Here is a 25,849-nt window from a genome sequence, read left to right as displayed (position 1 = left end):
GGGAGCTAATCGCCGGGTGCCGATCGCCGGTAGTAGGGAACGGGATCAGCCGGTTTGATCTTCTGCTCGTTTCCAGGCGCTGATATCGATATGACTGACGACAACTCCGCCCCCTGGGTGCTGGATGGGCGCCGCGTGCATCAGGAACCAGCGCTCGATCTCTGGTGAATGACAAGGGTACTCCATGGAAAAACGCTCGCGCTCTCCGGTGAGCAGCGCCTGCAGCCCCTCCGCAGCCTTCTTAGCATAGTCGCCATCGCTGGCGTTTGCACCAGACTGGCAGGCTTCCAGATAGCTGCTGCCGGGTCCGCTGTTGGTCAGCTCGGGGTCGCCATTGCCGCAGGCGAACGCGCGCCAGGCGCGGTTGACCATGGTGATCCGCCCGCTGGCGTCGAGCACCGCGACATGCTCGGGCAGTGAGTCCAACACCGATTGCATACGCTCGATGTCGCGCAGGGTGGTGACATCGACGAAGGTCGCCACCGCGCCCCGAGGCACACCGGGGCGCACCGCATAGGGCAGGACACGGGCGAGATAGACGCGGTCGTTGGTGGCGGGCACCTCGCGCTGGAGCATGTCGCCGTCGTGGATCGTGCGTTTCAGCTCGGCGAAGAAGTCCGGGTAGTCGAGCAGATTGGTGAAATCATCGATAGAGCGCCCGAGATCGGCCTCGCGGATCTTGAACAGCTTGGTCGCCTCGGGCGTGAAGCGCGTCAGCTTCAGGTCGTGATCGACGAAGATGGTGGCGATGGCCGCCGCCTGGGCCATGTTGTCGAGGTCGGCGTTGAGGCGATTGAGGATCTCGATCTTCTCCTGGTTCTCAGAGTTGACCGTGTAGAGTTCCTCGTTGACCGACTGCAGCTCCTCGTTGGAGCTTTGCAGCTCCTCGTTCGAGGCCATCAGCTCCTCGTTGGTGGCTTGCAGCTCCTCGTTGGCGGTCTCCAGCTCCTCGATGGTGGCCTGCAGGCTCTCGCGGGTGACCGCCAGTTCGCGCTCGAGCGTCTCCAGGCGATCGGCCGATTCGGCGCTCAGATCCATGGTCTGCACCGACTCGGCATCGGCCTCGGGCTGCAAGCTCGGCTCAGGCTCGAACGACAGCATCAGATAGCCGTCGGTCCCTTCCTGCGGGACATGGCGCACCACCAATCGGACCCGCTCACTCTGATTGTGCTCGAGCTTCACATGCAGGATATCCGAGCGCATCGACTCCTTGCTCACCGCCACCTTGTGCAGCAGCGCCTGGGCGACCGGTGCGATCGAGGCGGGCAGGAGCTTGCCGACATCGAGGGTGACGCTGCCCTCGCCGATAGAGAGGTAGCGCGAGACATCACCAAAGACGTGTAGCAACTCCTGATTCGTGTTGAGCAGCAGACTGACCGGGGCATAGCCGCGTAGCAGCACCGATTGGCCGGCATCGATGGCTGCCGCGTCGCTATTGGCGCGCGGGCGCTGCGCGCCGGGGCGTTTACTGGCGGTGATTTGGCGCCCAACCGGGGCGTGTGGCTCAAGGGGTGGCGCGCCGTGACGTAGGATGCGATAGAGCTTGTGTTTGGAGCTGACGGTGCTGAAATCCTGTTCCACGCTGGAGATGCTCTCGCTCGAGCCGAGGAACAGGTAGCCGCCGGGCGCCAGCGCGTATTGGAGCCGGCGCATCACCCGGTCCTGGGCGTCGTTGCGGAAATAGATCAGCAGATTGCGACAGGAGACCAGGTCCATGCGCGTGAACGGCGGATCCTCGAGCAGATTGTGCTTGGCGAAGACGATGTTATGGCGGATGTCGTTCTTGACGATGTAGTGATTGCCGCGCTTGTAGAAGAAGCGCTCGAGGCGTTCCGGCGAGACCTCGGCGGCGATCGATTCTGAGAACATGCCGGCGCTGCCGGTATCGACGTTATGCTGCTCGACGTCGGTGGCGAAGAGCTTGAAGTCGGGCCAGCGGCGCAGCGTGTCGAAGGCCTCGGCGAAGAGGATGGCGATCGAGTAGGCCTCCTCGCCGGTGGAGACGCCGGGCACCCAGACGCGGATCGGCTGGTTCTCGGTGTGCTCCTTGACGATGGGCAGCACGACCTTCTCGGACAGGGCCTCGAAGGACTCCGGGTCGCGGAAGAAGTTGGTGACCGGGATCAGCAGCTCGCGGCGCAGCGCGTGCAGTTCGCTGATATCACCATCGAGCAGCCTGACGTAGTTCTCGAGATCGGGCACATGGCGCACCTGCATGCGTCGTTCGATGCGGCGCATCACGGTCGCCGGCTTGTAGTCGCGGAAGTTGATGCCGCCCTGATGATGCAGCAGGTGCAGCACCTCCTCGAGCGCGCTCTCGCGGTCGTAGCTGACACTGGGACCACTAGGGCCGCTGCTATCGCGATGCATGCCGCGCTCGCGCGGCGCGTGGCTGATGTGATCGAGGATGCGCGGGCCGAGTTCTTCCGGCGGCAGGATCGCATCGACCAGACCGGTGGCGATGACGCTGCGCGGCATGCCGTCGAATTTCGCCGATTCCGGGTCTTGTGATAACAACAGGCCGCCGGCGTCGTTGACGGCCACGGCCCCCCGGGTGCCATCGGAACCGGTGCCGGAGAGCACCACGGCGATGGCGCGATTGCCGTAGGCGCTGGCCAGGGAGCCGAAGAACAGGTCGATCGGCAAGGCCAGCCCGCGCGGGCTCTTTGGGCGCAGTTGCAGCTCGGTGCCAGAGACGCTCATCATGCTCGCCGGCGGGATCAGGTAGATGCGATCGGGCTCGATCGTCATGCCGTCCTCGACCGTGGTCACCGGCATCGAGGTATAGCGCCCGAGCAGGTTGCCCATCATGCTCTTGTGATCCGGCGACAGGTGCTGGATCACGACGAAGGCCGCCCCGGTCTGCACCGGCAGCGATTGGAAGAAGCGTTCGAGCGCGTCGAGTCCACCCGCCGAGGCGCCCACGGCGACCACATAGGGCAGGGAATTGACCGGCTGACTTTCCGATCCCTTGTGCGGGTCGCTCGGTTGTTCGTGCTCTGACATGGCTGGCTCGGCGTGGCGATGAGAAAGAAATCGATCGGGGCGGATGATAGCCGACTGACTGATCTCCGCCATAGGCTTGTCGGCCCCCATCTGACCTATATCATGGGCCTGTTCGACGCGCATTGACCAGCGCTGAGTAATAACCCTAAAGTCCTCGCGTCATGCAGGAGGTGCCTTGCGGTTGATGCAAGGTGAAACGGGAAGCCGGTCCGGCGGATGCTCCAGCGCATCCGCGAAGCCGGCGCTGCCCCCGCAACGGTAGGTGAGTCAACGCGCGCTCGAATGCCACTGTGACCCGTCGATGGGTCATGGGAAGGTGACGCGCCGCGGTCTCGACGCAGATGCTTGCATCGAGACCGGCTCACGAGCCCGGAGACCGGCCTTCTGCGACACGCTGGTGCCGCAGAGGGCGGCTGTTCGTCGTCCTCGCGCGGGCCATTCGCCCCATGCGTCTCACGGGTGGTGAGACCTCAGAGGACTCTCTTCGATGATGCAAACGCCTTCTGATTCGGCGTGGCGGCCTGTGTCGCCCCGCGCCCCGACCTTGCTATTGGCCGCTCCGCTGGCCGCTCCGCTATGGACACTGCTGTGGGCCGCTCCGGTGCTGGCCCAGGTCGACGATCCGACCACCCTCGACCCGATTGTGGTCACCGCGACCCGCACCGCGCAAACCGCCGACGAGACGCTGGCCTCGGTGAGCGTGATCGATCGCGCCGAGATCGATCGGCGCCAGTCCAAGACCATGAGCGATCTGCTGCGCGGCCTGCCCGGCGTGGCGCTGTCCAGCAATGGCGGGCTCGGCGCCAGCTCCTCGTTATTCCTGCGCGGCACCAATTCCGGTCATACGCTGGTGCTGATCGACGGCATCAAGGTCGGCTCGGCGACCACCGGCACCGCGCCCTGGGAGAATATCCCGGTCGATCAAATCGAGCGCGTCGAGGTGGTGCGCGGCCCGCGCTCGAGCCTGTATGGCTCCGAGGCCGTCGGTGGGGTGATCCAGATCTTCACCCGCCGCGAGCGCATCGAGCCGCTGACGCCCCGGTTGAGCCTGGGCGCCGGCTCCAGGAATAGGGTGCGCGCCAGCGGCGGCTTGTCGGTCGGCAACGCCGATGGCTGGCTCGATGCCAGTCTCGGGTTCGAGCAGAGCGCCGGCTTCGATGCCTGTCGCGGCGAGCCGTTCGTCGGCGGCTGCTTCGTCGATGAGCCCGATGACGATGGCTACACCAATCAGCATGGCGCGCTCAGCGCGGGCTGGCGCTTCTCCGATCGCCTTTCGCTAGAAGGTGACTTCATGCGCTCGGAGGGCGATGTCGACTTCGATGGCAGCGCCTTTGCCGGCAATCGCAACAAGACCGTCTTGCAGGTCGCGCGGCTGCGGGCGCGGGCGCAACCGCTGCAGCCCTGGATCAGCACCGTGGAGGTCGGGCGCAGTTGGGACCAGTCGCGGGTGTTCTTCGAGGACGCCTTCAAGGATCGCTTCGATACCCGCCGCGATCACCTCGGCTGGCAGAACGACATCCAGTTTGGCGCCGGCCAGCAGGTGACGCTCGGCATCGATCATCGTCGCGATGAGATCACCACCAAGACCGCCTATGAGGATGATGCGCGCGACAACACCGGTTATTACGGCCAGTACCTGGGGCGCTTCGGGAATGCTGATCTCCAGCTCAGCCTGCGCCAGGACGAGGACTCGCAGTTCGGCGGCCATGGCACTGGCAATGCGGCCCTGGGCTACGGTTTCGCCAATGGGCTGCGGCTGACCGCGAGTGTCGGTACTGCGTTCAAGGCGCCGACCTTCAACGAGCTGTACTATCCTGGCTTCGGCAATCCCGATCTCGATCCAGAACAATCCCGCAGCGCCGAAGTCGGCATCTCCGGCGCGCATCGCTGGGGACGTTGGTCGGCGAATCTCTACCAGACCGACATCGATGACCTGATCGCGACCACGCAGGTCACACCGACGCTGTACCTGCCCGAGAATGTCGATCGCTCCCGCATCCGGGGGCTCGAACTCTGGACGAGCGCCACGCTGGGCGGCTGGATCATGGATGCGAACCTGACCCTGCTCGATCCGCGCAATGAGTCGAGCGGGCCGGATAAGGGCAACCTGTTGCCACGCCGCCCGCAGCAGACCTTCCAGCTCGATGCTGATCGGCAATTTGGTCGCATCGGCGTCGGTGGGACCCTGTTCGTCTCCGGGCGCCGCTTCGATGAGGCGGCGAACCAGACCCGCCTCGATGGTTTCAGCCTGGTCGACCTGCGCGCCGACTATGCGTTCAGCGATGCGCTGCGGCTGCAGGCGCGGGTCGAGAACCTGTTCGATGAGCAGTACGAGACCGCGGCCTACTTCAATCAGCCGGGGCGCACGCTGATGTTCACGCTGTTGTACCAGCCTTGAGACCTCGCCTGATGATCGAGGACGAACATCTAGCCCAGCTCGAGCGCCTGACTCAAGAGCGTCGTTGCACTCTGATCCTCGGCGGGGTGCGCTCGGGCAAGAGCCGTCTGGCCGAGCAGTTGGCGCGGGACTCGGGGCGGCCGGTGACCTATGTGGCCACGGCGACCGCGAGCGATGGCGAGATGCAGGCGCGCATCGTCGCGCATCGCCAGCGCCGGCCCGCCGACTGGGCGCTGATCGAAGAGCCGCTGGCGTTGCCGGCGGTGTTGGAAGCGACCTGCGTGGCAGGTCACTGTGTGCTGGTCGAATGCCTCACGCTCTGGCTCGCCAACCTGCTCTGGGCCGAGGAGCCAGGGCGGCTGGACAGGGAACTGGCGGCCCTGGACGCGCTGCTGCCACGGCTGCCGGGGCAGGTCATCTTCGTCGGCAACGAGGTCAACATGGGCGTGATCCCGGTCAACGACCTGGCCCGGCGCTACGGCGATCTCGCCGGTAGCCTGCATCAGCGCATCGCCGCCCAGGCCGAGCAGGTGGTGCTGACCGTTGCCGGACTGCCGTTGGTGCTCAAGGGACCAGCTTTTCCGTTCCCATCGGCTTGATCTCGACTAGGGGTTCTGAGGCAAGGCAAACTGGCGCGACTTCAGCCGGTTTTGTTCTTCTTCTCCGCGAGCTCGAACAAGGCTGCGACTAGCTCGTGAACACGGGTCGTCGGGTTGTTGGTACCAGCGGCCTCGGCCGCTTTGAGTGCTCGCTTGGCGTTCTGGATCGCCTGCTGCAGGCGGGATTTGGTACGGTCATAGACGCCCTGCAGTCCTTTCTCGTATTCCGGTATCGGTCCCTTCTTCAACTCAGCGATAACCGCCGCGCAGGGTGAGCGCGACGGTGTCGGGTGAAACGGTGCGGTGTGATACCGGGCGTGCAGCAACAGCCAGTATTCGAAACAGGGGACCGAGGTGACGGCCTTGAACAGCACCGGCTCGCCACTGCGAGTGCGGAGTCTTTTCGAGCCGATACGGTTCAGCGCTTTGTCATAGTCGTTATGCTGATCGCGGTCGATGACGCAATAGACGCGATCGAAATCGGGCTCCTGCTCGACCCGGCGAATCGCTTCTCGGGCGACAGAGTCGGGGCTGGACCCGCACTCTCCGGTAATGACCACGTTGTGGGCATTGAGACCCAGTTTATCCCGGAGGTCCGCGAAGTAGGTCGGCGCGGCTTTCTCATCCTCGCAGACGATCAGTACGACCGCCAAGGGATCCCGGCGGGCTTTCTTGCGCCGCAGCGCCGCCTTGGTGCGCTCCTTGCGTTTGCGGAATAGATCGTCCGAGCCCACGCGTTAGAACTCCGCATCGCTGACTTCGGGGCTGTCCCTATTGATGCTGGGGATACAATGCCCTGGTGCTTGGCGCGCGATCCGAATCCGTCGCGGCTGGGGATTGGGCAGGGCGCCATAGCGCCCGTGAAGGTAACCTCGCCCGATCGCCTCCTGCTTGCGCGGATGAAAGTCGGACAGCGGGTACAGATGCGTCTGTTGCTGCTGCTTCTCGACGAACCAGACCTGATCGCGACGAAGCTCAGCTTCCAACTGCGTCACGTCGTGTGTCGTACAGATCAACTGTGCCCCATAAGGATTGGTTTCGCCATTGTGGAAGAGATTGACCAGGAAGCGGACGAGGGCCGGATGCAGGCTGGTATCAAGCTCGTCGATGACCAGAACTAGCCCGTGGTCGAGCACATCCAACAAAGGGCCAGCCCAACTGAAGAGATTGCGGGTGCCGTCCGATTCGTCGTTGAAATCGAAAACGACCGCTTCTCCCGTCTCAAGGTCGCGATGCTGCGAATAGACCTCAAGACGCTTCTTGCCCACGAGCGTCTTGAGAATGTCATCGGGAAGCTCCTTGGGGAGATCGTCTGCGGACCACTCGGCGATTTCGACCGAAAGACCCTCAATACCCAAATCTGCGGCCTGCAAGAAGTCCAGCACCCGTGTTTGATCGGCGTCCTTGCGGCAACGCATCGCGGTGTAGGAATCGAACTGAGCTGGGAAATCTCTGCCGGCGGGCACGACGCGCAGTCGATCCACGAACCAGTCGAACACCGGCTGAAGCTGTTGGTTGTTCAGCTGTACGGCCGTGGACAGAAACAGCGCGTTCGGACGGGTCGCTTCGCTCAAAGTCTTCTTCGGCCCCTTGAACGCTGGTCCGAAGTACCAGTCGCTCTTCTCGCCGGTCGCGTCCAGGGTGCGCGCAAACCACCGTTGGGGACGCCCCTCGGGAAAGGCGATGAGCCATTCTTCCCGGATGCCGTTCGGGGTCGCCGCGAACCCGTACTGGTAACGCACCGAGGATTGCTCAAAGACTATCTCGAACTCGCTTGGCGCCTGCGTTGTCTCGGCCGTGAGCTGGAAGGGCTGAAGATCGAGGCGATCGCCGCGCTGCTTGCCGCTCGCAGAGTTCTCTACCAGATCACTGGCAAAGTATAGGGCCTTGACGAGATTGCTCTTGCCCGAGGCGTTGGGGCCCAGAACCATGGCGGTGTGCAGGAGCCGGGGGCTACTCGCGGAGTTGGGAGCAAAGGTGTTTGTCGCCCATCGCTCCTTGCCACTGGAGGCCACCATCGACATCACCTGCGTGTCTTTGATGGAGCGAAAGTTGGTGACACTGAATTCGATGAGCATGCTTATCCTCGTCCGATCGCTGCGGTGGATGGCCACTGTGCAAGCCCACAGGGAGACGGGCAATCGCCCAGCGGGCCTCATCTAATGGCAAAATTTGCGGATAGTGTGCAATAAATGGCTTGTAATCGCGAGGACTTTTGAAGTGCGTCGATGGCCGCCGACGCAGACGCCCACAGAGTGTGCTAAGCGCCGACTCAGCAACACCGGCTCCCAGCGTGATCAACGACATGACGGCTGGATATCGCCGTTCGCGGGGCCACTGTCAGTGGGTCATTAGAACTGCTGACCGCGTGAGGCCATCCCATGCCCGAGATCGACCCGAGCACCGCTCCACCAAGCAGCGGCGAGCGCAATCGACTCGCCGAGACCACCAGCCCCTATCTGCAACAGCATGCCGAGAACCCGGTGCACTGGTGGCCCTGGTGCGAGGAGGCGCTGGCGCTGGCACGCGCCGAGGACAGGCCGATCCTGCTCTCGATCGGCTACTCGGCCTGCCATTGGTGCCATGTGATGGCGCACGAGTCGTTCGAGGACGAGACCACGGCGAAGCTGATGAACCGGCTCTTCGTCAACATCAAGGTCGATCGCGAGGAGCGCCCGGATCTGGACAAGATCTATCAGACCGCGCACCAGCTCCTGGCCCAGCGCACCGGCGGCTGGCCGCTGACGGTGTTCCTGACCCCGGATGACCTGGCGCCGTTCTTCGCCGGCACCTATTTCCCGAACACCCAGCGCCATGGTCTGCCGTCGTTCCAGGAGCTGCTGATCGGTGTCGAGCGCGCCTATCGCGAGCAGCAGGACGCGATTCGCGAGCAGAATGCGTCGCTGCGCAAGGCACTGTCGCAGCTCGATGGACCGAATGAGTCGGTCGGCGAGCCGCTGTCGGACCTGGCGCCGCTCGATCAGGCGCGCCGGCAACTGGCCGGCAGCTTCGACACGGTCAACGGCGGCTTCGGGCGCGCGCCCAAGTTCCCGCATCCGACCAATCTGGAGCTGTTGCTGCGCCATTATGCGGCGACCGCAGCGGCCGGCAGCCCCGACCAGCAGGCCCGCGAGATGGCCCTGTTCACGCTGGAGCGCATGGTGCGCGGTGGCCTCAACGATCAGCTCGGCGGTGGCTTCTGTCGCTACTCGGTCGATGATCAGTGGATGATCCCGCACTTCGAGAAGATGCTCTACGACAACGGGCCGCTGCTCACGCTCTGCTGCGATGCCTGGCAGCTCAGCGGTGAGGCGCTCTTTCGCGATGCGGCCATCGGCACCGCCGATTGGGTCATCGCCGAGATGCAGTCGGAGGAGGGTGGCTACTTCTCGGCGCTGGATGCCGACAGCGAGGGCGAGGAGGGCCGCTTCTACGTCTGGGATCGCGACCAGATCGCCGCGCTGCTGAGCGCCGAGGAGCTGGCCTTGATCACCCCGCTGTTCGGGCTGGATCAGGCGCCGAACTTCGAAGGTCGTTGGCATCTGCGCAGCGATCGCACCTTGGCCGAGGTCGCCACCGAGCAGGGGCTCGATCCCGACGCCGCCGCTGCGTTGCTGGCCAGCGCCAAGGCCAAGCTGCTCGCGGCGCGCGCCGAGCGCGTGCGCCCGGGGCGTGACGAGAAGGTATTGACCTCGTGGAACGCGCTGATGATCAAGGGCATGCTGCGCGCGGGCCGGCTCTTGGGCCGGGAGGGCTATCTGGACTCGGCCGATCGGGCGCTCGGGTTCATGCGCGCTCGGCTCTGGCGCGATGGGCGCCTGCTCGCGACCTACAAGGACGGCAAGGCGCATCTGAACGCCTATCTGGACGATCACGCCTTTCTGCTCGATGCGTTGCTCGAGCGCCTGCAGACGCGCTTCCAGCCCGCTGATCTGGACTGGGCGCGGGCCATCGCCGAGGTGCTGTTGGCCCAATTCCAGGATGACGCCAACGGCGGGTTCTATTTCACCAGCGCTGATCATGAGGCGCTGCTGCAGCGCCCGAAGCCGATGGCCGATGAATCGACGCCCTCGGGCAATGGGATTGCTGCGCTCGCGCTGCAGCGGCTCGGGCATCTGCTCGGCGAGCCCAGGTATCTGGATGCGGCGGCGCGCACGCTGGGTGCGGCGGCCGAGCCCATCCGGCGTCTGCCCTATGCGCATGGAACCTTGCTGATGGCGCTCGATGAGCAACTGAGTCCGCCGGAGATGATCGTGATCCGGGGGGCGATGAAAACCGATGCGGCCACGGCTGCGCCCGGCGATGCCTCATACCAGGGCGATGCACTCAGTCAGTGGCAGACCATCGCGCACCACGACTATGCACCGCGCCGGCTGACGCTCGCGATCCCGGCCGAGGTCACCGAGCTGCCGCCGGCCTTGGCGGCGATGCGACCGGGCGAGCGGGTGCGCGCCTATCGTTGTCGCGGCACCCAGTGCCAGGCGCCGATCGAGCGCTTCGAGCAGTTTGCGGAGGCCGTGGACCTCGGCATGCAGTGATCGGAGAGCTGCATGCGGTACTTGTTCGCTCGGGATGGTGCTGGTAACGTCCACAGCCGAATCGACGCTCATTGATCCCCGCCCTCTCCGGCCTGAAGGAGTCCCGAGATCGCTACCAGCCTACTTGCCCTGATCGATGACATTGCCACCGTCCTCGACGATGTCTCGGTGCTTGCGAAGGTTGCCGCGCGCAAGACCGGCGCCGTGCTCGGCGATGATCTGGCGCTGAACGCACAGCAGGTGACCGGCGTGCGCGCCCAGCGCGAGCTGCCGGTGGTCTGGGCGGTGTTCAAGGGCTCGCTGCTCAACAAGCTGATCCTGGTGCCGGCGGCACTGGTGATCAGCGCCATCGCGCCCTGGTTGATCACGCCGCTGCTGATGGTCGGCGGGCTCTACCTCTGTTACGAGGGCTTCGAGAAGCTCGCGCACAAGTACCTGCAGGATGCCGAGGCGGAGCAGACGCACCGCGAGGAGATCAAGCAGGCCCTGGATGATCCCGACACCGATCTCAAGGCGCTGGAAAAAGCCAAGGTCAAGGGCGCGATCCGCACCGATTTGATCCTCTCGGCCGAGATCGTCGCGATCACGCTCGGCACCGTCGCCGGCGCGCCCTTGCTGACCCGCGTGCTGGTGCTCTCGGGCATCGCGCTGGCGGTGACGGTCGGCGTCTATGGGCTCGTCGCCGGCATCGTCAGGCTCGACGACGCCGGTCTGGCGCTGACCGAGGGCGAGGGCGAGACTGCGGCAGATCGCGCCAAGCGCGCGCTGGGCCGCGCGATCCTCGTTGCCGCGCCCTATCTGATGAAGACGCTGTCGGTGGTCGGGATGATCGCGATGTTCTTGGTCGGCGGTGGCATCCTGGTGCACGGCATCCCAGCGCTGCATCACGGGCTCGAGCATCTTGTGCACGGGCTCGGCGGCATGCTCGGGGCGCTGACGCCAATGCTCGTCAATGGCCTGGTGGGAATCCTGGCGGGCGCGGCGAGCGTTACCGGGGTGGCCCGCATCCAGCGTTGGCGCTCGAACCGGGCCTGACGCGATTGTCGGACACACTCGACCCATGAGGCGTTTTCGGGATCGGCATCTGCCTTGCCTGGTCGCCTTCCGCTTCCTGACCCGAGTGCCGCTGCCGGGGTTCACCGAGGCGAGCCCCCTCGAGGCGAGTCCGGTGGTGCTGGGGCGCTCCGCACTCTGCTATCCGTTGGTTGGGCTCTGTCTTGGCATGGTGCTGGCGCTGCTCTGGCTTGGGCTCGCGAGTCTGCCCGGCGAGGCGCCGGCGCTGGCGAGTGCCGCGCTGTTGCTCGCGGCCTGGGTCTGGAGCACCGGCGGCCTGCACTTGGATGGGCTCGGGGACTGCGCCGATGCCTGGGTTGGCGGGCTCGGCAGCCGCGAGCGGACGCTACGGATCCTCAAGGACCCGCTGACCGGCTCGATGGGCGTGGTGGCGCTGGTGCTGATCCTGCTGGTCAAATTCGCCGCGCTCGCGTCCTTGCCGGCGGGGCCGGCGGGCGCGCTGATCTTGTTGCTGACGCCGGCGCTGGCGCGCGCGCAACTGCTCGCGTTGCCGTTGACCACCGCCTCGGCGCGACCCGATGGACTGGGTGCCGCGCTGAGCACAACCCTTCCGCGTCGCGCCGCCGGCCTGGTGCTGGCGATGAGCGGGGCGCTCGCGCTGCTGTTATTTGCCAGCGCGGGCCGTGGGGCGCTTGGTCTCGCGCTGGTCGCCACCGCGGGCATGCTGCTGTTCGTCTGGCGGCGCAGCATGCGCGCGCGTCTCGGCGGCTTTACCGGCGATACCGCAGGCGCCCTGGTCGAACTGACCGAGGCGGCGCTGCTCCTGGTCGCGGTGCTGTATGCCGGCTGACCGGCCCTGTTCTGATTCGGCGCCTGGGCCCGAGACCCCTCTCAGCCTGTGCGAGGAGTGCGATCTTCTACAGCGCAGTCCACCGTTGCCGCCCCGTGGTTCCTCGCGTTGCGTGCGCTGTGGTCATCGGCTGCATCGGCATCGGCCGGCGAGCTTGGATCGCACCCTGGCCTTCGCGCTCACCGGGCTGATCCTGTTCGTCGTTGCCAACAGCTTCCCGTTCCTCTCGTTCGAGATGCAGGGCCAGCGCACCGAGACGACGCTCTTTAGCGGTGTCGCCGACCTCACCGAGCAGGGCAAGGGTGAGGTGGCGGCGGTGGTGTTCTTCACCGCGATCCTGGCGCCTGCGCTGCAGTTGGTGCTGCTGCTGATGGTGTTGGGTCCGTTGAAGTTCGGCCGCCGGCTGCCGCCCGCTTATCCGACCCTGTTTCGCTGGTTCAAGACCATGCTGCCCTGGGGCATGATGGATGTCTTCCTGATCGGCATCCTGGTCTCGGTGGTCAAACTCGCGGACATGGCGACCATCGTTCCCGGTACCTCACTGTTCGCGTTCGTGCTGCTGATCTTCGTGCTCGCCGCGGCGCAGGCGGCACTCGATCCGGATATCGTCTGGGAGCGGGTGCCGCTGCCAGAGCGCGTCCGGCGCGGGCCGCGTGTCGGCGAGCCGGTGCTCGGCTGCACGGTCTGCGAGCTGGTGGTGCCGGAGCAGGAGGCGCTGCGCGAGCTGGAGCCGGGCGCTCGGCTCGAGGCCCAGCTCGAGGCCCACCTGGGAACCGCCGTCGGCGGGGCACCGGCGACGGCGTTGAGCGGCGTGCGCCTGCGTTGCCCACGCTGCAGGGCGATCCTGCACCGGCGCAAGCCGCTGAGCCTGCAGCGCACCTGGGCGCTGGTGCTGGCCGCGCTGGTGTTCTATGTACCCGCGAATGTCTATCCGGTGATGACCGTCACCAGCCTCGGGCAGACACAATCGGATACCATCTTCAGTGGCGTCGTCTTCCTCTTGGAACATGGCATGCTGCCCTTGGCCGCCATCCTCTTCATTGCCAGTATCTTCGTGCCGCTGTTGAAACTCCTGATCCTGATCCTGCTGCTGCTCTCGGTGCAGTTGCGCTCAGCGTGGCGTCCGCGTGACCGAACGCGGCTCTACCGCCTGACCGAGGCGATTGGCCGCTGGTCGATGGTCGATGTCTATGTGGTGACCATCCTGGTGGCGCTGGTGCATCTGGGCAATCTCGCCAGCATCCAGGCCGAGGCGGGGGCGGTGTTCTTCTGCGCGGTGGTGATCCTGACCATGTTCGCGGCGATGAGCTTCGATCCACGCCTGATCTGGGATGCCGCGGCCGATGCCGGGCAGGCGCCGGATCGATCCGTCCCGTCCAAGGGCTCACACGCGCGCCGGGAGGGCGTTACCGATGCCGTCTGAGCAGAACCGAGCCGACGCGCGCAAGGCCCCCGAGCCGCCGGAAACCGGTGTGCCGATGCCGGCCGCCCCGTTACCCGAGGCCAGGGTGGTCAAGGCCGATCGCATCTCGCTGGTCTGGCTGCTGCCGATCCTGGCGCTGGCGGTCGGCGGCTGGCTGGCGTACAAGACTTGGTCCGAGCAGGGACCGACCATCACCATCAGCTTCAAGAGCGCCGCCGGGCTGCAGGCGGGCAAGACCAAGGTCAAGTTCAAGGATGTCGAGATCGGTCAGGTGAGCGCAATCCGCGTCACCGATGGTTTGGATGGGGTCGAGGTCGAGGCGCAACTGACCAGCGGCTCGGAGCACTATCTCACCGACAAGACCCGCTTCTGGGTGGCCCGCCCGCGCGTGACCGCAAGTCAGGTCTCGGGCTTGGAGACGCTGCTCTCGGGGGCCTATATCGCTATCGATCCGGTCACCGAGGGTCAGTCGACGCGCCACTTCGAGGGCTTGGCCGATCCGCCGGTGATCACCACCGATGAACCCGGCACGCGTTTCCGGCTGCGCTCGCCGACGCTCGGCTCGCTGAACCTGGGCTCGCCGGTCTACTTCCGCCACATCCAGGTCGGTCAGGTGGTGAATTACGAACTCGACAACGATGGCGGCGCCGTCACCATCGATGTCTTCGTCACCAAGCCGCATGATCGGTTGGTCTTCGTCAACACCCGCTTCTGGAATGCCAGTGGCATCGATGTCAGTCTCTCCGCCGATGGGGTCACTGTCGATACCGAATCCCTGCTGTCGCTGGTGCTCGGCGGAATCGCCTTCGATACCCCGAGGATGATCGAGACCAAGGGCGCGCCGGCGAGCGCCGAGCAGTTCTTCCCGTTGTACCCGAACCGGCGCGCGGCCCATGAGCGCATCTATCTCAACAAGCAACGCTATCTGATGCTGTTCTCGGGCTCGGTGCGCGGGCTCAGCGTGGGCGCGCCGGTGTTGCTGCATGGCATCCAGGTGGGCGAGGTGCTCGATATCCAGTTGCGCTTCGATCCCGATCGGTTGGGCTTCTCGATCCCGGTGCTGATCGAGATCGAGCCCGAGCGTATCACCGTCGACGAGGGCGTCGAGCGCGCGCTGGTCAACAATTCCGACCTCCTCAAGCAGCTCGTCGCCAGTGGCATGCGCGGGCAGTTGCAGACCGGCAATCTGCTCACCGGGCAGTTGTATGTGGATCTGGACTTCCATCCCGACGCGCCGAGCGCGACCCTGGGCAAGCAGGGGGGCTATACGGTGCTGCCCACGGTACCGGCGCCGATCGAGGCGGTGACGACCAAGGTCAAGAACATCCTGGCCGAGGTCGATGCCTTTCCGCTCGCCCAAATCGGCGATGACCTGACCGGCATTCTGGCCAGTACGCGTGGCCTGGTCGACTCCGAGCAGACCAAGCAGGCACTCACCGACCTCGAGCAGACGATCGCGGACTTGCGCTCGGTGGCCGGCCAGCTCGACGCCACCATGGCGCCCGAGCTGACACGGCTGCTGCGCCAAGCCGACCAGACGGTGGCCAACGTCAACGGCCTGATCGGCCCAGATGGTCCTCTCAGTGGCGAAACCCTGCGTACAATGCGAGACCTCGGCGCTGCGGCGCGCTCGATTCGCACCTTCGCCGATTACCTGGATCGACATCCGGAGGCCCTGATTCGGGGCAAGGGGGGAATGCAGCGATGATCCATGCACTGAGACGAGCGATGATCTGGCCGATGCTTGGGGGGCTGATGCTCGCGTTGCTGAGCGCTTGCGCCACCTCGCCCTCGTCGCGCTTCTACACCCTGACGCCACTGCCCGAGGCGCAAGGGCAACCCGGTGATATCAGCGGTGGCACGCTGGCGGTCGGCATCGGTCCGGTGGTGTTTCCGCAGTTCCTGGATCGGCCGCAACTGGTGGTGCGCGATGGCTCCAACCGTCTCGAGCTGGAAGAATTCAACCGCTGGGGCGGCACCCTGCAGGACGACTTCCTGCGGGTCTGGGGGGAGAACCTGGGGCATCTGCTCGACACCAGCCGCATCCTGATCTACCCCTCCGAATCGCGCATGCCACTGGATTTTCGCATCACCGCCGAGGTGGTCAGCTTCGAGGGGCGCCAAGGCGGCGATGCCACCCTCAAGGTGCGCTGGGCGGTGATGGACCCGCGCCTCGAGCAGTCCCTGGCCTCGCGTGAAGACCTCTATCGCTGCCCGATCGCGCCGCTGCCGAGGGGCGCGGGTCAGGAGCAATCCGAGCCTGCGGCTGATCGGATGCTCGCCGCTGATCAGTCGGAAGCCATGGTGGCGGCCATGAGTCGCTGTCTCGGGCGCTTCAGCGAGGATGTGGCCGAGGTGTTGAGCCAACTGCCAACGCCAGAACCACCGGATCAACGTTTCTATTAGCTGGACGCTGTTGATCGCGTTTCAGCACCTTTTTGAGGAGTCAGCTTGATGAGTCGGACGCCATCGGAATCGAGATCGCGCCCCGCGAGCGCGAGTGCCGCGAGCACTGCGGCAGGGGCCGTCGAGGCGGCCTCTAACCCGGCCTGGGCGAGGCTGCGGAGGCTGCACGGAGGGCGGCAATGCCATCGGCCGCAGCTCGGGCGTGCCTCGGTGCGCTTCGGCGGCGCGCTGCTGTGCGCGCTGACGGCTATTGCTACAGCTGATGATAATAGCGATCAGGCAGACAAGGCCGGCGGGTCGAAGACGCCGCCGCCCTCGGTGGTCGTTGCCGCGGTGCAGACGCAGGATGTCGCCGCCGAGCGGCGCTATATCGGCACCGTCAAGGCCATCCAGTCGGTCAATGTGCGCGCGCGTGTCGAGGGCTTCCTGGAGCAGGTCGCGTTCAAGCAGGGCCATACAGTCAAGAAGGATCAGCTGCTCTATCAGATCGAGCAGGATCAATATCAGGCCGCCTTGGCCAATGCTGAAGGTCAGCTCGCGGCCGCCAAGGCGGGACTGGCCAGCGCCAAGGCCACCCTGGAAGACAAACAGGCCGATTTCGAGCGCTTTTCGGTGCTGGTAAAAAAGGGCGACACCTCGCAGACCAATTTCGACCGCGCCAAGGCGCAGCGCGACGAAGCCGAGGCCAATGTCGAGAACGCCAAGGCCAGCATCAAGCAGGCGCAGGCCGCGATCGAGTCGGCCAAGATCAAGCTTGGCTATACCACGATCGCGAGCCCGATCGCCGGGCGCATTGGCGCGACCCATTACACCGAGGGCAACCTCGTCAACCCCGGCAGTGGCACCTTGGCGACGGTCGTGCAGCTCGATCCGATTCGCGCCGTGTTCTCGATTCCGAGCGCGGATTTCGTGCGCATCCAAGAGCGGGTGGCGGACGATGGCGCGGATCATGCCCGGGATCTGTTCGTGCCGCACCTCATCCTGCCGACCGGCAAGACCTATGCCCACAAGGGCAAGGTCTCCTTCGCCGATAACCAGGTCAACCCTTCGACCGGCACGATCTCGATCTACGCCGATTTCCCGAACCCGGATCGCCTGTTGCTGCCGGGCCAATTCGTCACCGCGCTGGTGCGCACCGCCGAGACCAAGCAGGAGCCGGTGGTACCAGCCTCGGCGATCCAGCGCACCCGCGATGGCGAGCAGGTCTATCTCGTCGGTAAAGACCATCGTGTCGAGCAGCGCACCGTCAAGACGGGTGTTCAGATCGGCACCGGGTACGCGGTGACCTCCGGGTTGCAGAGTGGGGAGATCGTCATCGTCTCCGGCGTGCAGAAGGTCAAGCCGGGCATGGTGGTGAAGCCGGTCAAGCAGAGCGAGGCGGCGCCGATGGGCCGTGCGCTATCGATCGACTCGGCGAGTTCCAGTGCGAACAAGGACGCCTCCTCCAGCGAGGCGGCCAGTACTGACGCCACCAGCACCGCTGCGCAAGCCAACGGAGCGGATAAGACACAATGATCTCCAAGACCTTCGTCGAGCGGCCGCGGCTGGCGGCCGTGGTCTCGATCGTGCTGGTGGTCGCCGGTCTGCTGGCGATGTTCGCGATCCCGGTCGCGCAGTATCCGCCGATCACTCCGCCGGTGGTGCAGGTGACGGCCACCTATCCGGGAGCTGACGCGCAGACCATCGCCGATACCGTCGGCGGCCCGATCGAGGAACAGGTCAACGGCGTCAAGGGCATGAGCTATCTGTCGGCGACCGCCTCGAGTGCCGGCCTCTACAGTCTCTCGGTGACCTTCGATGTCGGTGTCGATCCCGATATCGCGCAGGTCAACACCCAGAACCGGGTCTCGCAGGCGCTGGCCAAATTGCCCCAGCAGGTGCAGCAGCTCGGGGTGACGGTGCAGGCGCAGTCGACCAATCTGCTGCTGGTGATCTCGGTCTACTCGCCCGATGACAGCAAGGATGCGCTGTTTTTATCCAACTACGCGACCATCAACATCCAGGACGAGCTGGCGCGCGTCAACGGCGTCGGCGAGGCCAAGCAGTTCGGGCCGTTGGACTATTCGATGCGCATCTGGCTCGAGCCCGAGCGCATGGCGGCGCTCGGCATCACTCCCCAAGATGTGCAGCAGGCGATCCAAGCACAGAACATCCAGGCCGCGCTGGGTCAGATTGGCGCCCCGCCGATCGGCGCCGATCAAGTCTCGCAGTTCACCATCGTCACCGAAGGGCAACTGGTCACGCCCGAGGAATTCGAGCAGATCGTCGTGCGCACCAGCGAGGATGGCGGCATCGTGCGCGTCGGCGATATCGCCCGGGTCGAACTCGGCTCCCAGTCCTATGCGGCGGTGACGACCTTCAACGGCAAGCCCGCCGCCGGCATCGCCATCTATCAAGCGCCGGGCGCCAATGCCCTGAGTGTTGCCGATGCGGTGCGTGCGGAGCTCGAAACGCTCAAGGCGCGTTTCCCGGATGGCGTCGCCGCCGAGGTGATGTACGACTCGACGCTGTTCGTCTCGGCGTCGATCGAGGAGATCGTCTTGACGCTGGCGATCACCGCCGTGATCGTGCTGCTCGTCGTGTTCGTCTTCCTGCAGGATCTGCGCGCGACCATCGTCCCGGCGGTGACTATCCCGGTGTCGTTGATCGGCGTGTTCATCGTCTTGCTCGCACTCGGCTTCTCGGCCAATACCATCAGTCTGTTCGCGGTGGTGCTCGCGATCGGTCTGGTCGTCGACGATGCCATCGTGGTGGTGGAGAACGTGCAGCGCATCATGCTCGAGGACGGGCTCGATCGACGTGCCGCCACGCTCAAAGCGATGGGGCAGGTGACCGGACCGATCATCTCGACCACCCTGGTGCTGTTTGCGATCTTCGCGCCGGTGGCCTTCATCCCGGGGATCTCCGGTGAGCTGTTTCGCCAATTCGCGGTGACCATCTCGGCGGCGGTGGCGATCTCGGCGGTCAATGCGCTGACCCTCTCGCCGGTGCTCACCGCGCTCTTCCTGGGCACCCCGAAGCGGCCTAAGCGCGGCCCGTTCAAGTGGTTCAACAGCGGCCTGGATGGCGCGCGCAACGGCTATGTGCGGGTGGTGGCGTTGATCGCCCGGCGCTCGGCGGTGGCCGGGCTGATCATCGTCGCCGTCGGGCTCGGGTCGGCCGTGCTGCTCGAGCGCTTGCCGAGCGGCTTCTTGCCGAACGAGGATCAGGGCGTCCTCTATCTCGATGCCAACCTGCCGAGTGGCGCCTCGCTGCCGCGCACCGCCGAGGTGCTCGAGCAGACGCGCAAGCTCGCCGAGCAGGCACCCGGCGTCAAGCATGTGCTCTCGGTCGCCGGTTTCAGCATCCTGACCAATGCCGTGTCCTCGAACAGCGGCCTTGGCGTCATCGTGCTCGAGCCCTGGGATGAACGCACCACGCCGCAGACCCAACTCGGCGCCTTGATCGGCAACCTCAGTGCCCAGTTCAACGCCATCCCGGGCGCCAATATCCTGGTGTTTCCGCCGCCACCGATCCCCGGTCTGGGCAATGCCGGCGGCTTCACGATGCAGCTCGAGGGACTCGGCGGTCAGTCGCCGGAAGCACTCACCCAGGTGCTGAAAGGGCTGTTGGCCACCGCCAATCAAGACCCGCGCATCGCCCGGGCGTACTCGACCTTCAGCGCCGATACGCCGCGGCTGTTCCTGGATCTGAACCGCACCAAGGCCGAGTATCTCGATGTGCCGGTTTCGACGCTGTTTTTGACCATGCAATCGGTGTTCGGCAGCACCTATGTGAACAATTTCACCTATCTGGGACGGACCTTCCAGGTCAACCTGCAAGGCGAGCAGGATGCGCGCAAGGCGGCCGAGAACATCGGCAGCACCTATGTGCGCTCGAGCAAGGGCGAGATGGTGCCGATCGCCGAGCTGGCGGAGGTGCGCACCGAGCTTGGCGCCGACCTGGTGTTCCACTACAACCAGTTCATCACGGCCGCGATCAACGGCAGTCCCGCGCCTGGTTACTCGACCGGCGATGCGATGGCGGCGATGGAAGCGGCGGCCAAGCAGGCGTTGCCGTCCGGCTACAGCTACGAATGGACCGGGATGTCCTACCAGGAGTCGCAGCAGAGTGCCGGTGCCGAGGCGGCGATCTTTGGGCTGGCGTTGTTGTTCGGTTATCTGTTCCTGGTCGCGCTCTACGAGAGTTGGGCGATCCCATTCTCGGTGCTGACCTCGGTGGCGATCGCGATTCTCGGGGCCTTGGTCACGCTTTGGATCATCGGGCTGACCAACGATCTCTACACCCAGATCGGCTTGGTGCTGCTGATCGGTTTGGCGGCCAAGAATGCGATCCTGATCGTCGAGTTCGCCAAGGAGCAACGCGAGGCGGGCCAGAGCCGCTTCGAGGCCGCCATCGCCGGGGCGCGGATGCGTTTCCGGGCGGTGCTGATGACCGCGATGGCCTTCATCATCGGTCTCTTGCCGCTGGTGCTGGCCACCGGCGCGGGCGCCAATTCACGGATTCATCTGGGCTTTACGGTGCTCGGCGGCATGCTGGCCGCGACCCTGTTCGGCATCCTGGTGATCCCAGGGCTCTACGTCATGTTCCAGTGGATGGGCGACAAGGTCGGCGTGCTGATCGGCCAGCGGCAGGATGAGCAAGCCTAGGGGCGCGGGCTATCGAGCGCGTAGGCCGAGGGCGGCAGGATCGGTGGGCGCGCGAGCACCAGGTCGGCGATCAGTCGCGCCGAGGCCGGGCCAGTGACCAACCCGTTGCGGAAATGGCCGGCGTTGACATAGAGCCCCTCGACCTCCGGGTAGGGGCCGATATAGGGGATGCCGCTCGGTGAGCCGGGACGCAGCCCAGCCCAGTGATCTTCGATCGGCGTGCGCTTGAGCAGCGGGAACATCTCGGTCGCGACGCGATAGAGTTCTTCCTTGGCCTCGGCGGTGGTGCGCTTCTCGAAGCCGGCCTCCTCGAGCGTGCTGCCGATCAGCACCCGGCCGTCCTTGCGTGGGATCACATAGCGCTCGCGGTAGAGCGAGAGGTGGCGGATCTGACCGGGCTTGGCAAAGAACAGGATCATCTGCCCGCGCACCGGATGGATATTGGGCTTGCGGCCGAGCTTCTCGAGCAGTTGCGCGGTCCAGGCACCGGTGCAGACGATCACATGGTCGGCCTCGATGCGCCCGGCGGTGGTCTTGGCTCCGCGCACTCGGCCCGCCTCGACGAGCAAGTCGAGCACCTCCTCGCGCTCGTGCAACTCGATGCGCTTGCCGATGCTCGCATGCAGGGCCTTGGTCAGGCGCGGGTTGCGGATCTGCGCGATCTCGGGCATCCAGAGCGCGCCCTCGGTCTCCACCGCCAGGCCGGGCTCCTTCTCGGCGATCGCGGCCTGATCCAACGGCTCCATCGCCGCCTGCTCGGTGTCCGCCCAGCGCAAGGCGAGATCAGGCGCATCCGGGTCGAGGATCATCAACCCAGAGGGGTTGTACTCGGGGTCGACGCCGGTCTCCTCGAACAGCGCTTGGCAGAACGCGGGATAGGCGCGCTGGCTCCAGCCCGCGAGGGCCGTGACCGCGCCGCGATAGCGCCAGGGATAGAGCGGCGAGAGGATACCACCGCCGGCCCAGGAGGACTCCTTGCCGGTGCTGCCCATCTCGACCAGCGTGACCTCGGCGCCGGCCTCGGCCAGCTCGCGCGCGGTCATCAGGCCGATGACCCCGCCGCCAATAATCAGAATCTTTGTCATACTCAACCGTTCTCAAACGTGACGCTGCTCGGCACCGGCCTCGACACGAGGCTCGGCACCTGTTGGCTGTAACTCCTTGGGCAGAGCGAACACCACCTGCTCGCGCAGGCCGGATTGTTCCTTGACCTCGCCCGCGCCCCAGGCCTGGAGCTTGGCGATGACCTGCTCCACCAACAGCTCCGGGGCCGAGGCGCCGGCGGTGAGCGCGACTCGAGCGCCGTCACGCAGCCAGTCGCGCTGAATCTCCTCGGCGCCGTCGATCAGATAGGCTGGGATGCCTTGCTTCTCGGCCAGCTCGCGCAGCCGGTTCGAGTTCGAGCTGTTGCTCGATCCGACCACCAACATCAGATCGGCCTCGGCGGCGAGCGCGCGCACCGCGTCCTGGCGGTTCTGAGTGGCGTAGCAGATATCGCTCTTCTTCGGCCCGGTCAGGTTCGGGAAGCGCGCGCGCAGGGCCTCGATGACGCCGGCGGTCTCATCGACCGAGAGGGTGGTCTGAGTCACATAGGCGACTCGATCCGGGTCCTCGACCACCAGGTCGGCGACCTCGGCGGCATGCTCGATCAGATGCATGCGCCCGCCCTCGGCCTGGCATTGGCCGAGCGTGCCTTCCACCTCGGGATGGCCACGGTGGCCGATCAGCACGACGTCGAAGCCGGCCTTGCAGTGGCGCGCGACCTCGAGGTGGACCTTGGTCACCAGCGGGCAGGTGGCGTCGAAGATGCGCAGGCCGCGCTCGGCGGCCTGTTCGCGGACCTGTTGCGAGACGCCATGAGCGCTGAAGATGCAGGTGGCGCCGTTCGGAATCTCAGCGATCTCATCGACGAAGATGGCGCCGCGGTTGCGGAGATCCTCGACCACATAGCGGTTGTGGACCACCTCGTGGCGGACGTAAATCGGGGCACCATAGAGCTCGAGCACACGCTCGACGATGTCGATGGCGCGATCGACACCGGCACAGAAGCCGCGTGGATTGGCTAGGAGGATGTCCATGGGAGCAGGGGCCTTGGGGCCGGGCTGGGCAAACATGGTCCCATTCTAACAGCCGTGTCGCAGTAGGGCAGTCGGGTTATCCCGAGGATTCCACCTGGAATGGATCGGTCTGATCGGCCAGCAGCAAGTCGTCGATGCGGTCTTCCAAGGCCGCGAGATCGGCGTCGGTCAGCGTCGGGGCGAACGCGCTCGCCGGGACCGTTCGGCACGGATTAACCGGGAGTGACAGCGATACAGGCGGCCGGCTATGCTGAGTCTTCCACAGCCAATCGCGTCAAGGTGATACGCCATGTCTGCACATGTCAGACCAACGATTCCAGAGCCGCCTGTCAAGACTCGGAGTGCTCATGTCGCGATCCCGGCGGACGTTCTGGCTGATGCGGCCATCGAGGATCACCGGGTTTTCTTGCCGCATGCCACCTGGGCAGATTTCGAGCGGGTTCTGACCATGCGCGGCGACGGATCGGCACCGAGAATCGCGTATGACCGGGGAACCATCGAGATCATGAGTCCATCGTCCCATCACGAGCGGATCAAATCGCTCATCAGTCGTCTCGTCGAGGTTTTCTGCCAAGAGCGCGATATCGATTTTACCGCCCTTGGCAGCTGGACGCTGAAGGAAGCACCCAAGGAGGCTGGCCTAGAGCCGGACGAGTGCTACATCTTTGGCACCGACACCTCGCTGGAGCGGCCGCATCTGGCCATTGAGGTGATTTGGACCTCGGGCGGGATCAACAAGCTCGATGTCTATCGCCGACTCGGTGTCGCCGAAGTGTGGATCTGGCAGCGCGCGAGACTGACGCCTTATGAATGGCGCGGGGACCAATACCGACCCTTGACAACCAGCGAGGTACTGCCTGGCCTCGATCTAGCGCTGCTTGCGGGTTTTCTCGACGGCTACGACACAACCTCTGCTGCGATGCGCGCTTATCGGGCTGCTTTGCGCCAAGAGCCCGACAGCCCTGCAAACGCACTGCCGCCCCAGGGCTAGCGGCCTCCTGTAAAGAGGCCGATGAGGCTCTAATGGACAGACTCCTTTTCAGCTGGCTTGGTCGCACTGATCTACGCGCCATTGAGGAAGCCGATACAGTGGGCACTGGTCCGGTCGCGCAAGCCGTAGACACGGGTCGGTTCAGCCACCTGGCGCTGATCTGCGACTACAGCGCCACTGAAGCGCAGGCCTATCTCGATTGGCTTCGGCAGCGTAACCAGACGCCCATCACAGTGCACTCGGTTAAGCTGGACAGCCCCACCAACTTCGACGCCATCTATCGGGAAGCTCGTCGCATCATTGCCGAGACGCTCAAGGCTCGATCCAGCCCGCCTGAGCTGACCTTTCACCTCAGCCCAGGCACGCCAGCGATGGCCGCAGTCTGGATCATCCTCGCCAAGACTCGCTTTCCCGCTGAGTTGATCGAGTCATCGATTCGATATGGGGTGCGCTCCGTCTCGATCCCATTTCAGATGGCCGCTGATTTCATTCCGGATCTGCTGCGCCGATCGGATGACGAGCTGACACGTTTGACCGCTGGTCTTCCGCCTGCGGCGCCAGCCTTCGATGCGATCATCCATCGGAGCGCGGTGATGCAGCGCGTTGTTGCCCGTGCTCGCCGGGTTGCGCTGCGCTCGATACCGGTTTTGATCGAGGGGGATTCCGGCACCGGCAAGGAACTGCTCGCGCGAGCCATCCACCAGGCAAGCCCGCGCTGCGAGCGGCCCATGGTCACTGTGAACTGCGGTGCCATTGCGGCAGACCTGATCGAGTCCGAGCTGTTTGGACACGAAAAAGGGGCCTTCACCGGGGCGATCAGTGCTCGCCAAGGCGTCTTCGAGGCGGCCGATACCGGAACGCTGTTCTTGGATGAGATCGGCGAGCTATCCAAGCCTGCCCAGGTGCGCTTTCTGCGCGCGCTCCAGGAAGGCGAGATCACTCGCGTTGGCGCGACACGATCCATCCGTGTCGATGTGCGCATCATCGCCGCGACCAATCGCAGCCTCAGCCAAGAGGTCAGCAGCAGTCGTTTCCGCGCTCGACTTTGGTTGCGCCAGGCAAAGCCTGGAAGAGGAGGAAGAACGCCACATGATTTGAGCAATCGGAAACCTCTTACAGTGACCCGCCGGGTGAAAGTCCCGAACCGGAAAGGATTGGCCATCCACCGGAACCGAGTGTTGCGTGGTGCGGGGGCGACCCCGCCTGCGAAGCGTACACAGGGGGCGGCTAGGCCGTGTGATGGAGCCCCGAAAGAAAATGATGTGGAGCCGACGTTGTCCAAATGGCGGAAGGCAACAGTGATCGCACCGAAAGTGGCCTGGCGCGAGCACTCCACCGGGGTCTGAGAGCAGGGCATGGTCGCAAGGGTCACCCAGGAACCTGGGAGGGCTCAGACGTTCCTCGTTGGCAGACGCGGTGCGGGCGCCGCGGAATAAGACGCCCAGATCACCGTCGGAGCCGGTCCAGCCGACGGTTGCGAACAGGACCGACGACGAGGTAGCGCCAAGCGAAGGCAACGAAGTGCGGCGCGATGACGGCTGAGCAATCGGAGCCGGCTGATAGTACTGACGACGGCGGGGAACGCACCCCAGCGGACCCGTTCGAGGGAAGCGGCCGGTCGGTCTAAACACCTTCTGGAGGGCAAGATGACGCGGACATTGGAGCGCGAGATCATCTCCACGAAACAACAGAAGCTCGCGAACTTGGCGAGCGAGGCACCCGAGATGGTGCTCACCACGCTGGCGCACCACATCGACCTGATGTGGCTGGAAGAAGCGTACCGGCGTACGCGCAAGGACGGCGCGGTGGGGGTAGACGGCGTCACCGCCGAAGCGTACGAAGCCGATCTGCAGGCGAACCTGAGCGACCTGCTCGAACGGTTCAAGAGCGGACGCTA

General features: G+C 65.1%; 17 protein-coding genes, 1 pseudogene and 1 riboswitch. Of the genes and pseudogenes, 13 read left to right on the top strand and 5 right to left on the bottom strand.

Annotated features, from left to right (window positions below):
* Positions 1–45: 45 nt before the first annotated feature.
* On the bottom strand, positions 46–3,006 hold the full coding sequence (locus CCR82_RS12635; protein ID WP_201246156.1) for a chemotaxis protein CheB: 2,961 nt from the start codon (positions 3,004–3,006) through the stop codon (positions 46–48).
* Between the two features lie 151 nt (positions 3,007–3,157).
* A riboswitch (cobalamin riboswitch) is annotated at positions 3,158–3,405 on the top strand.
* A gap of 124 nt (positions 3,406–3,529) precedes the next feature.
* Between CCR82_RS12635 and btuB the strand changes: the two genes are divergently transcribed.
* Both btuB and cobU read left to right on the top strand, forming a co-directional pair.
* Positions 3,530–5,404, top strand: a complete 1,875-nt coding sequence (gene btuB, locus CCR82_RS12630) for a TonB-dependent vitamin B12 receptor (RefSeq protein ID WP_338073166.1) — start codon at positions 3,530–3,532, stop codon at positions 5,402–5,404.
* A gap of 11 nt (positions 5,405–5,415) precedes the next feature.
* On the top strand, positions 5,416–6,003 hold the full coding sequence (cobU, locus tag CCR82_RS12625; RefSeq protein ID WP_201246155.1) for a bifunctional adenosylcobinamide kinase/adenosylcobinamide-phosphate guanylyltransferase: 588 nt from the start codon (positions 5,416–5,418) through the stop codon (positions 6,001–6,003).
* Positions 6,004–6,044: 41 nt separating this feature from the next.
* Here the strand turns inward: cobU and CCR82_RS12620 are convergent, their stop codons facing one another.
* Both CCR82_RS12620 and CCR82_RS12615 read right to left on the bottom strand, forming a co-directional pair.
* Positions 6,045–6,737, bottom strand: a complete 693-nt coding sequence (locus CCR82_RS12620) for an RloB domain-containing protein (RefSeq protein ID WP_201246154.1) — start codon at positions 6,735–6,737, stop codon at positions 6,045–6,047.
* Between the two features lie 3 nt (positions 6,738–6,740).
* A complete protein-coding gene (locus CCR82_RS12615; RefSeq protein WP_201246153.1) occupies positions 6,741–8,081 on the bottom strand; it encodes an AAA family ATPase in 1,341 nt (446 codons plus the stop codon).
* Positions 8,082–8,384: 303 nt separating this feature from the next.
* Here CCR82_RS12615 and CCR82_RS12610 point away from each other — a divergent pair, with 303 nt between their 5' ends.
* From CCR82_RS12610 to CCR82_RS12575, 8 genes are all read left to right on the top strand, one after another.
* Positions 8,385–10,541, top strand: coding sequence for a thioredoxin domain-containing protein (locus CCR82_RS12610; RefSeq protein WP_201246152.1), 2,157 nt, complete (start codon positions 8,385–8,387; stop codon positions 10,539–10,541).
* 108 nt (positions 10,542–10,649) lie between these two features.
* Entirely contained in the window at positions 10,650–11,576 is a 927-nt protein-coding gene (locus CCR82_RS12605) for a DUF808 family protein (protein ID WP_201246229.1), read from the top strand.
* A 25-nt stretch (positions 11,577–11,601) separates the two neighbouring features.
* On the top strand, positions 11,602–12,405 hold the full coding sequence (gene cobS, locus CCR82_RS12600; protein ID WP_201246151.1) for an adenosylcobinamide-GDP ribazoletransferase: 804 nt from the start codon (positions 11,602–11,604) through the stop codon (positions 12,403–12,405).
* Positions 12,395–13,828, top strand: coding sequence for a paraquat-inducible protein A (locus CCR82_RS12595; protein WP_201246150.1), 1,434 nt, complete (start codon positions 12,395–12,397; stop codon positions 13,826–13,828). Before cobS ends, CCR82_RS12595 begins: the two co-directional genes overlap by 11 nt.
* Positions 13,818–15,536 (top strand): PqiB family protein, encoded by a 1,719-nt coding sequence (locus CCR82_RS12590; protein ID WP_242513460.1) that lies wholly within the window; start codon positions 13,818–13,820, stop codon positions 15,534–15,536. The genes CCR82_RS12595 and CCR82_RS12590 overlap by 11 nt, the downstream gene beginning before the upstream one ends.
* Positions 15,537–15,556: 20 nt before the next feature.
* Positions 15,557–16,234: a PqiC family protein gene (locus tag CCR82_RS12585; RefSeq protein WP_201246149.1), complete on the top strand. Its 678-nt coding sequence runs from the start codon at positions 15,557–15,559 to the stop codon at positions 16,232–16,234.
* A gap of 48 nt (positions 16,235–16,282) precedes the next feature.
* The gene (locus CCR82_RS12580) at positions 16,283–17,749 is read left to right on the top strand and encodes an efflux RND transporter periplasmic adaptor subunit (RefSeq protein ID WP_201246148.1); all 1,467 of its coding nucleotides are present in this window, start codon (positions 16,283–16,285) and stop codon (positions 17,747–17,749) included.
* The gene (locus tag CCR82_RS12575; protein WP_201246147.1) at positions 17,746–20,883 is read left to right on the top strand and encodes an efflux RND transporter permease subunit; all 3,138 of its coding nucleotides are present in this window, start codon (positions 17,746–17,748) and stop codon (positions 20,881–20,883) included. The genes CCR82_RS12580 and CCR82_RS12575 overlap by 4 nt, the downstream gene beginning before the upstream one ends.
* On the opposite strand, the gene thiO is transcribed toward CCR82_RS12575, so the two are convergent.
* Both thiO and ispH read right to left on the bottom strand, forming a co-directional pair.
* Positions 20,880–21,968 (bottom strand): glycine oxidase ThiO, encoded by a 1,089-nt coding sequence (thiO, locus tag CCR82_RS12570; protein ID WP_201246146.1) that lies wholly within the window; start codon positions 21,966–21,968, stop codon positions 20,880–20,882. The two genes, CCR82_RS12575 and thiO, sit on opposite strands and share 4 nt — an antisense overlap.
* A gap of 12 nt (positions 21,969–21,980) precedes the next feature.
* Positions 21,981–22,961, bottom strand: coding sequence for a 4-hydroxy-3-methylbut-2-enyl diphosphate reductase (gene ispH / locus CCR82_RS12565; protein ID WP_201246145.1), 981 nt, complete (start codon positions 22,959–22,961; stop codon positions 21,981–21,983).
* A gap of 289 nt (positions 22,962–23,250) precedes the next feature.
* Between ispH and CCR82_RS12560 the strand changes: the two genes are divergently transcribed.
* The 3 genes and pseudogenes from CCR82_RS12560 to CCR82_RS12550 all read left to right on the top strand — a co-directional run.
* Positions 23,251–23,952 carry a Uma2 family endonuclease gene (locus CCR82_RS12560; protein WP_201246144.1) on the top strand — a complete coding sequence of 234 codons (702 nt, stop codon included), beginning with the start codon at positions 23,251–23,253 and terminating at the stop codon, positions 23,950–23,952.
* 32 nt (positions 23,953–23,984) lie between these two features.
* The gene (locus CCR82_RS18965) at positions 23,985–25,298 is read left to right on the top strand and encodes a sigma-54 factor interaction domain-containing protein (RefSeq protein WP_201246143.1); all 1,314 of its coding nucleotides are present in this window, start codon (positions 23,985–23,987) and stop codon (positions 25,296–25,298) included.
* Positions 25,299–25,598: 300 nt separating this feature from the next.
* Positions 25,599–25,849, top strand: a pseudogene (locus tag CCR82_RS12550) (group II intron reverse transcriptase/maturase); the annotation flags it as partial.

The sequence above is a fragment of the Halochromatium salexigens genome, assembly GCF_016653295.1.
In the GTDB taxonomy this organism is placed as follows: Bacteria; Pseudomonadota; Gammaproteobacteria; order Chromatiales; family Chromatiaceae; genus Lamprobacter; species Lamprobacter salexigens.
The sequence above is the reverse complement of the archived record's forward strand: the minus strand, read 5'-3'. Positions and strand labels throughout refer to the sequence as shown.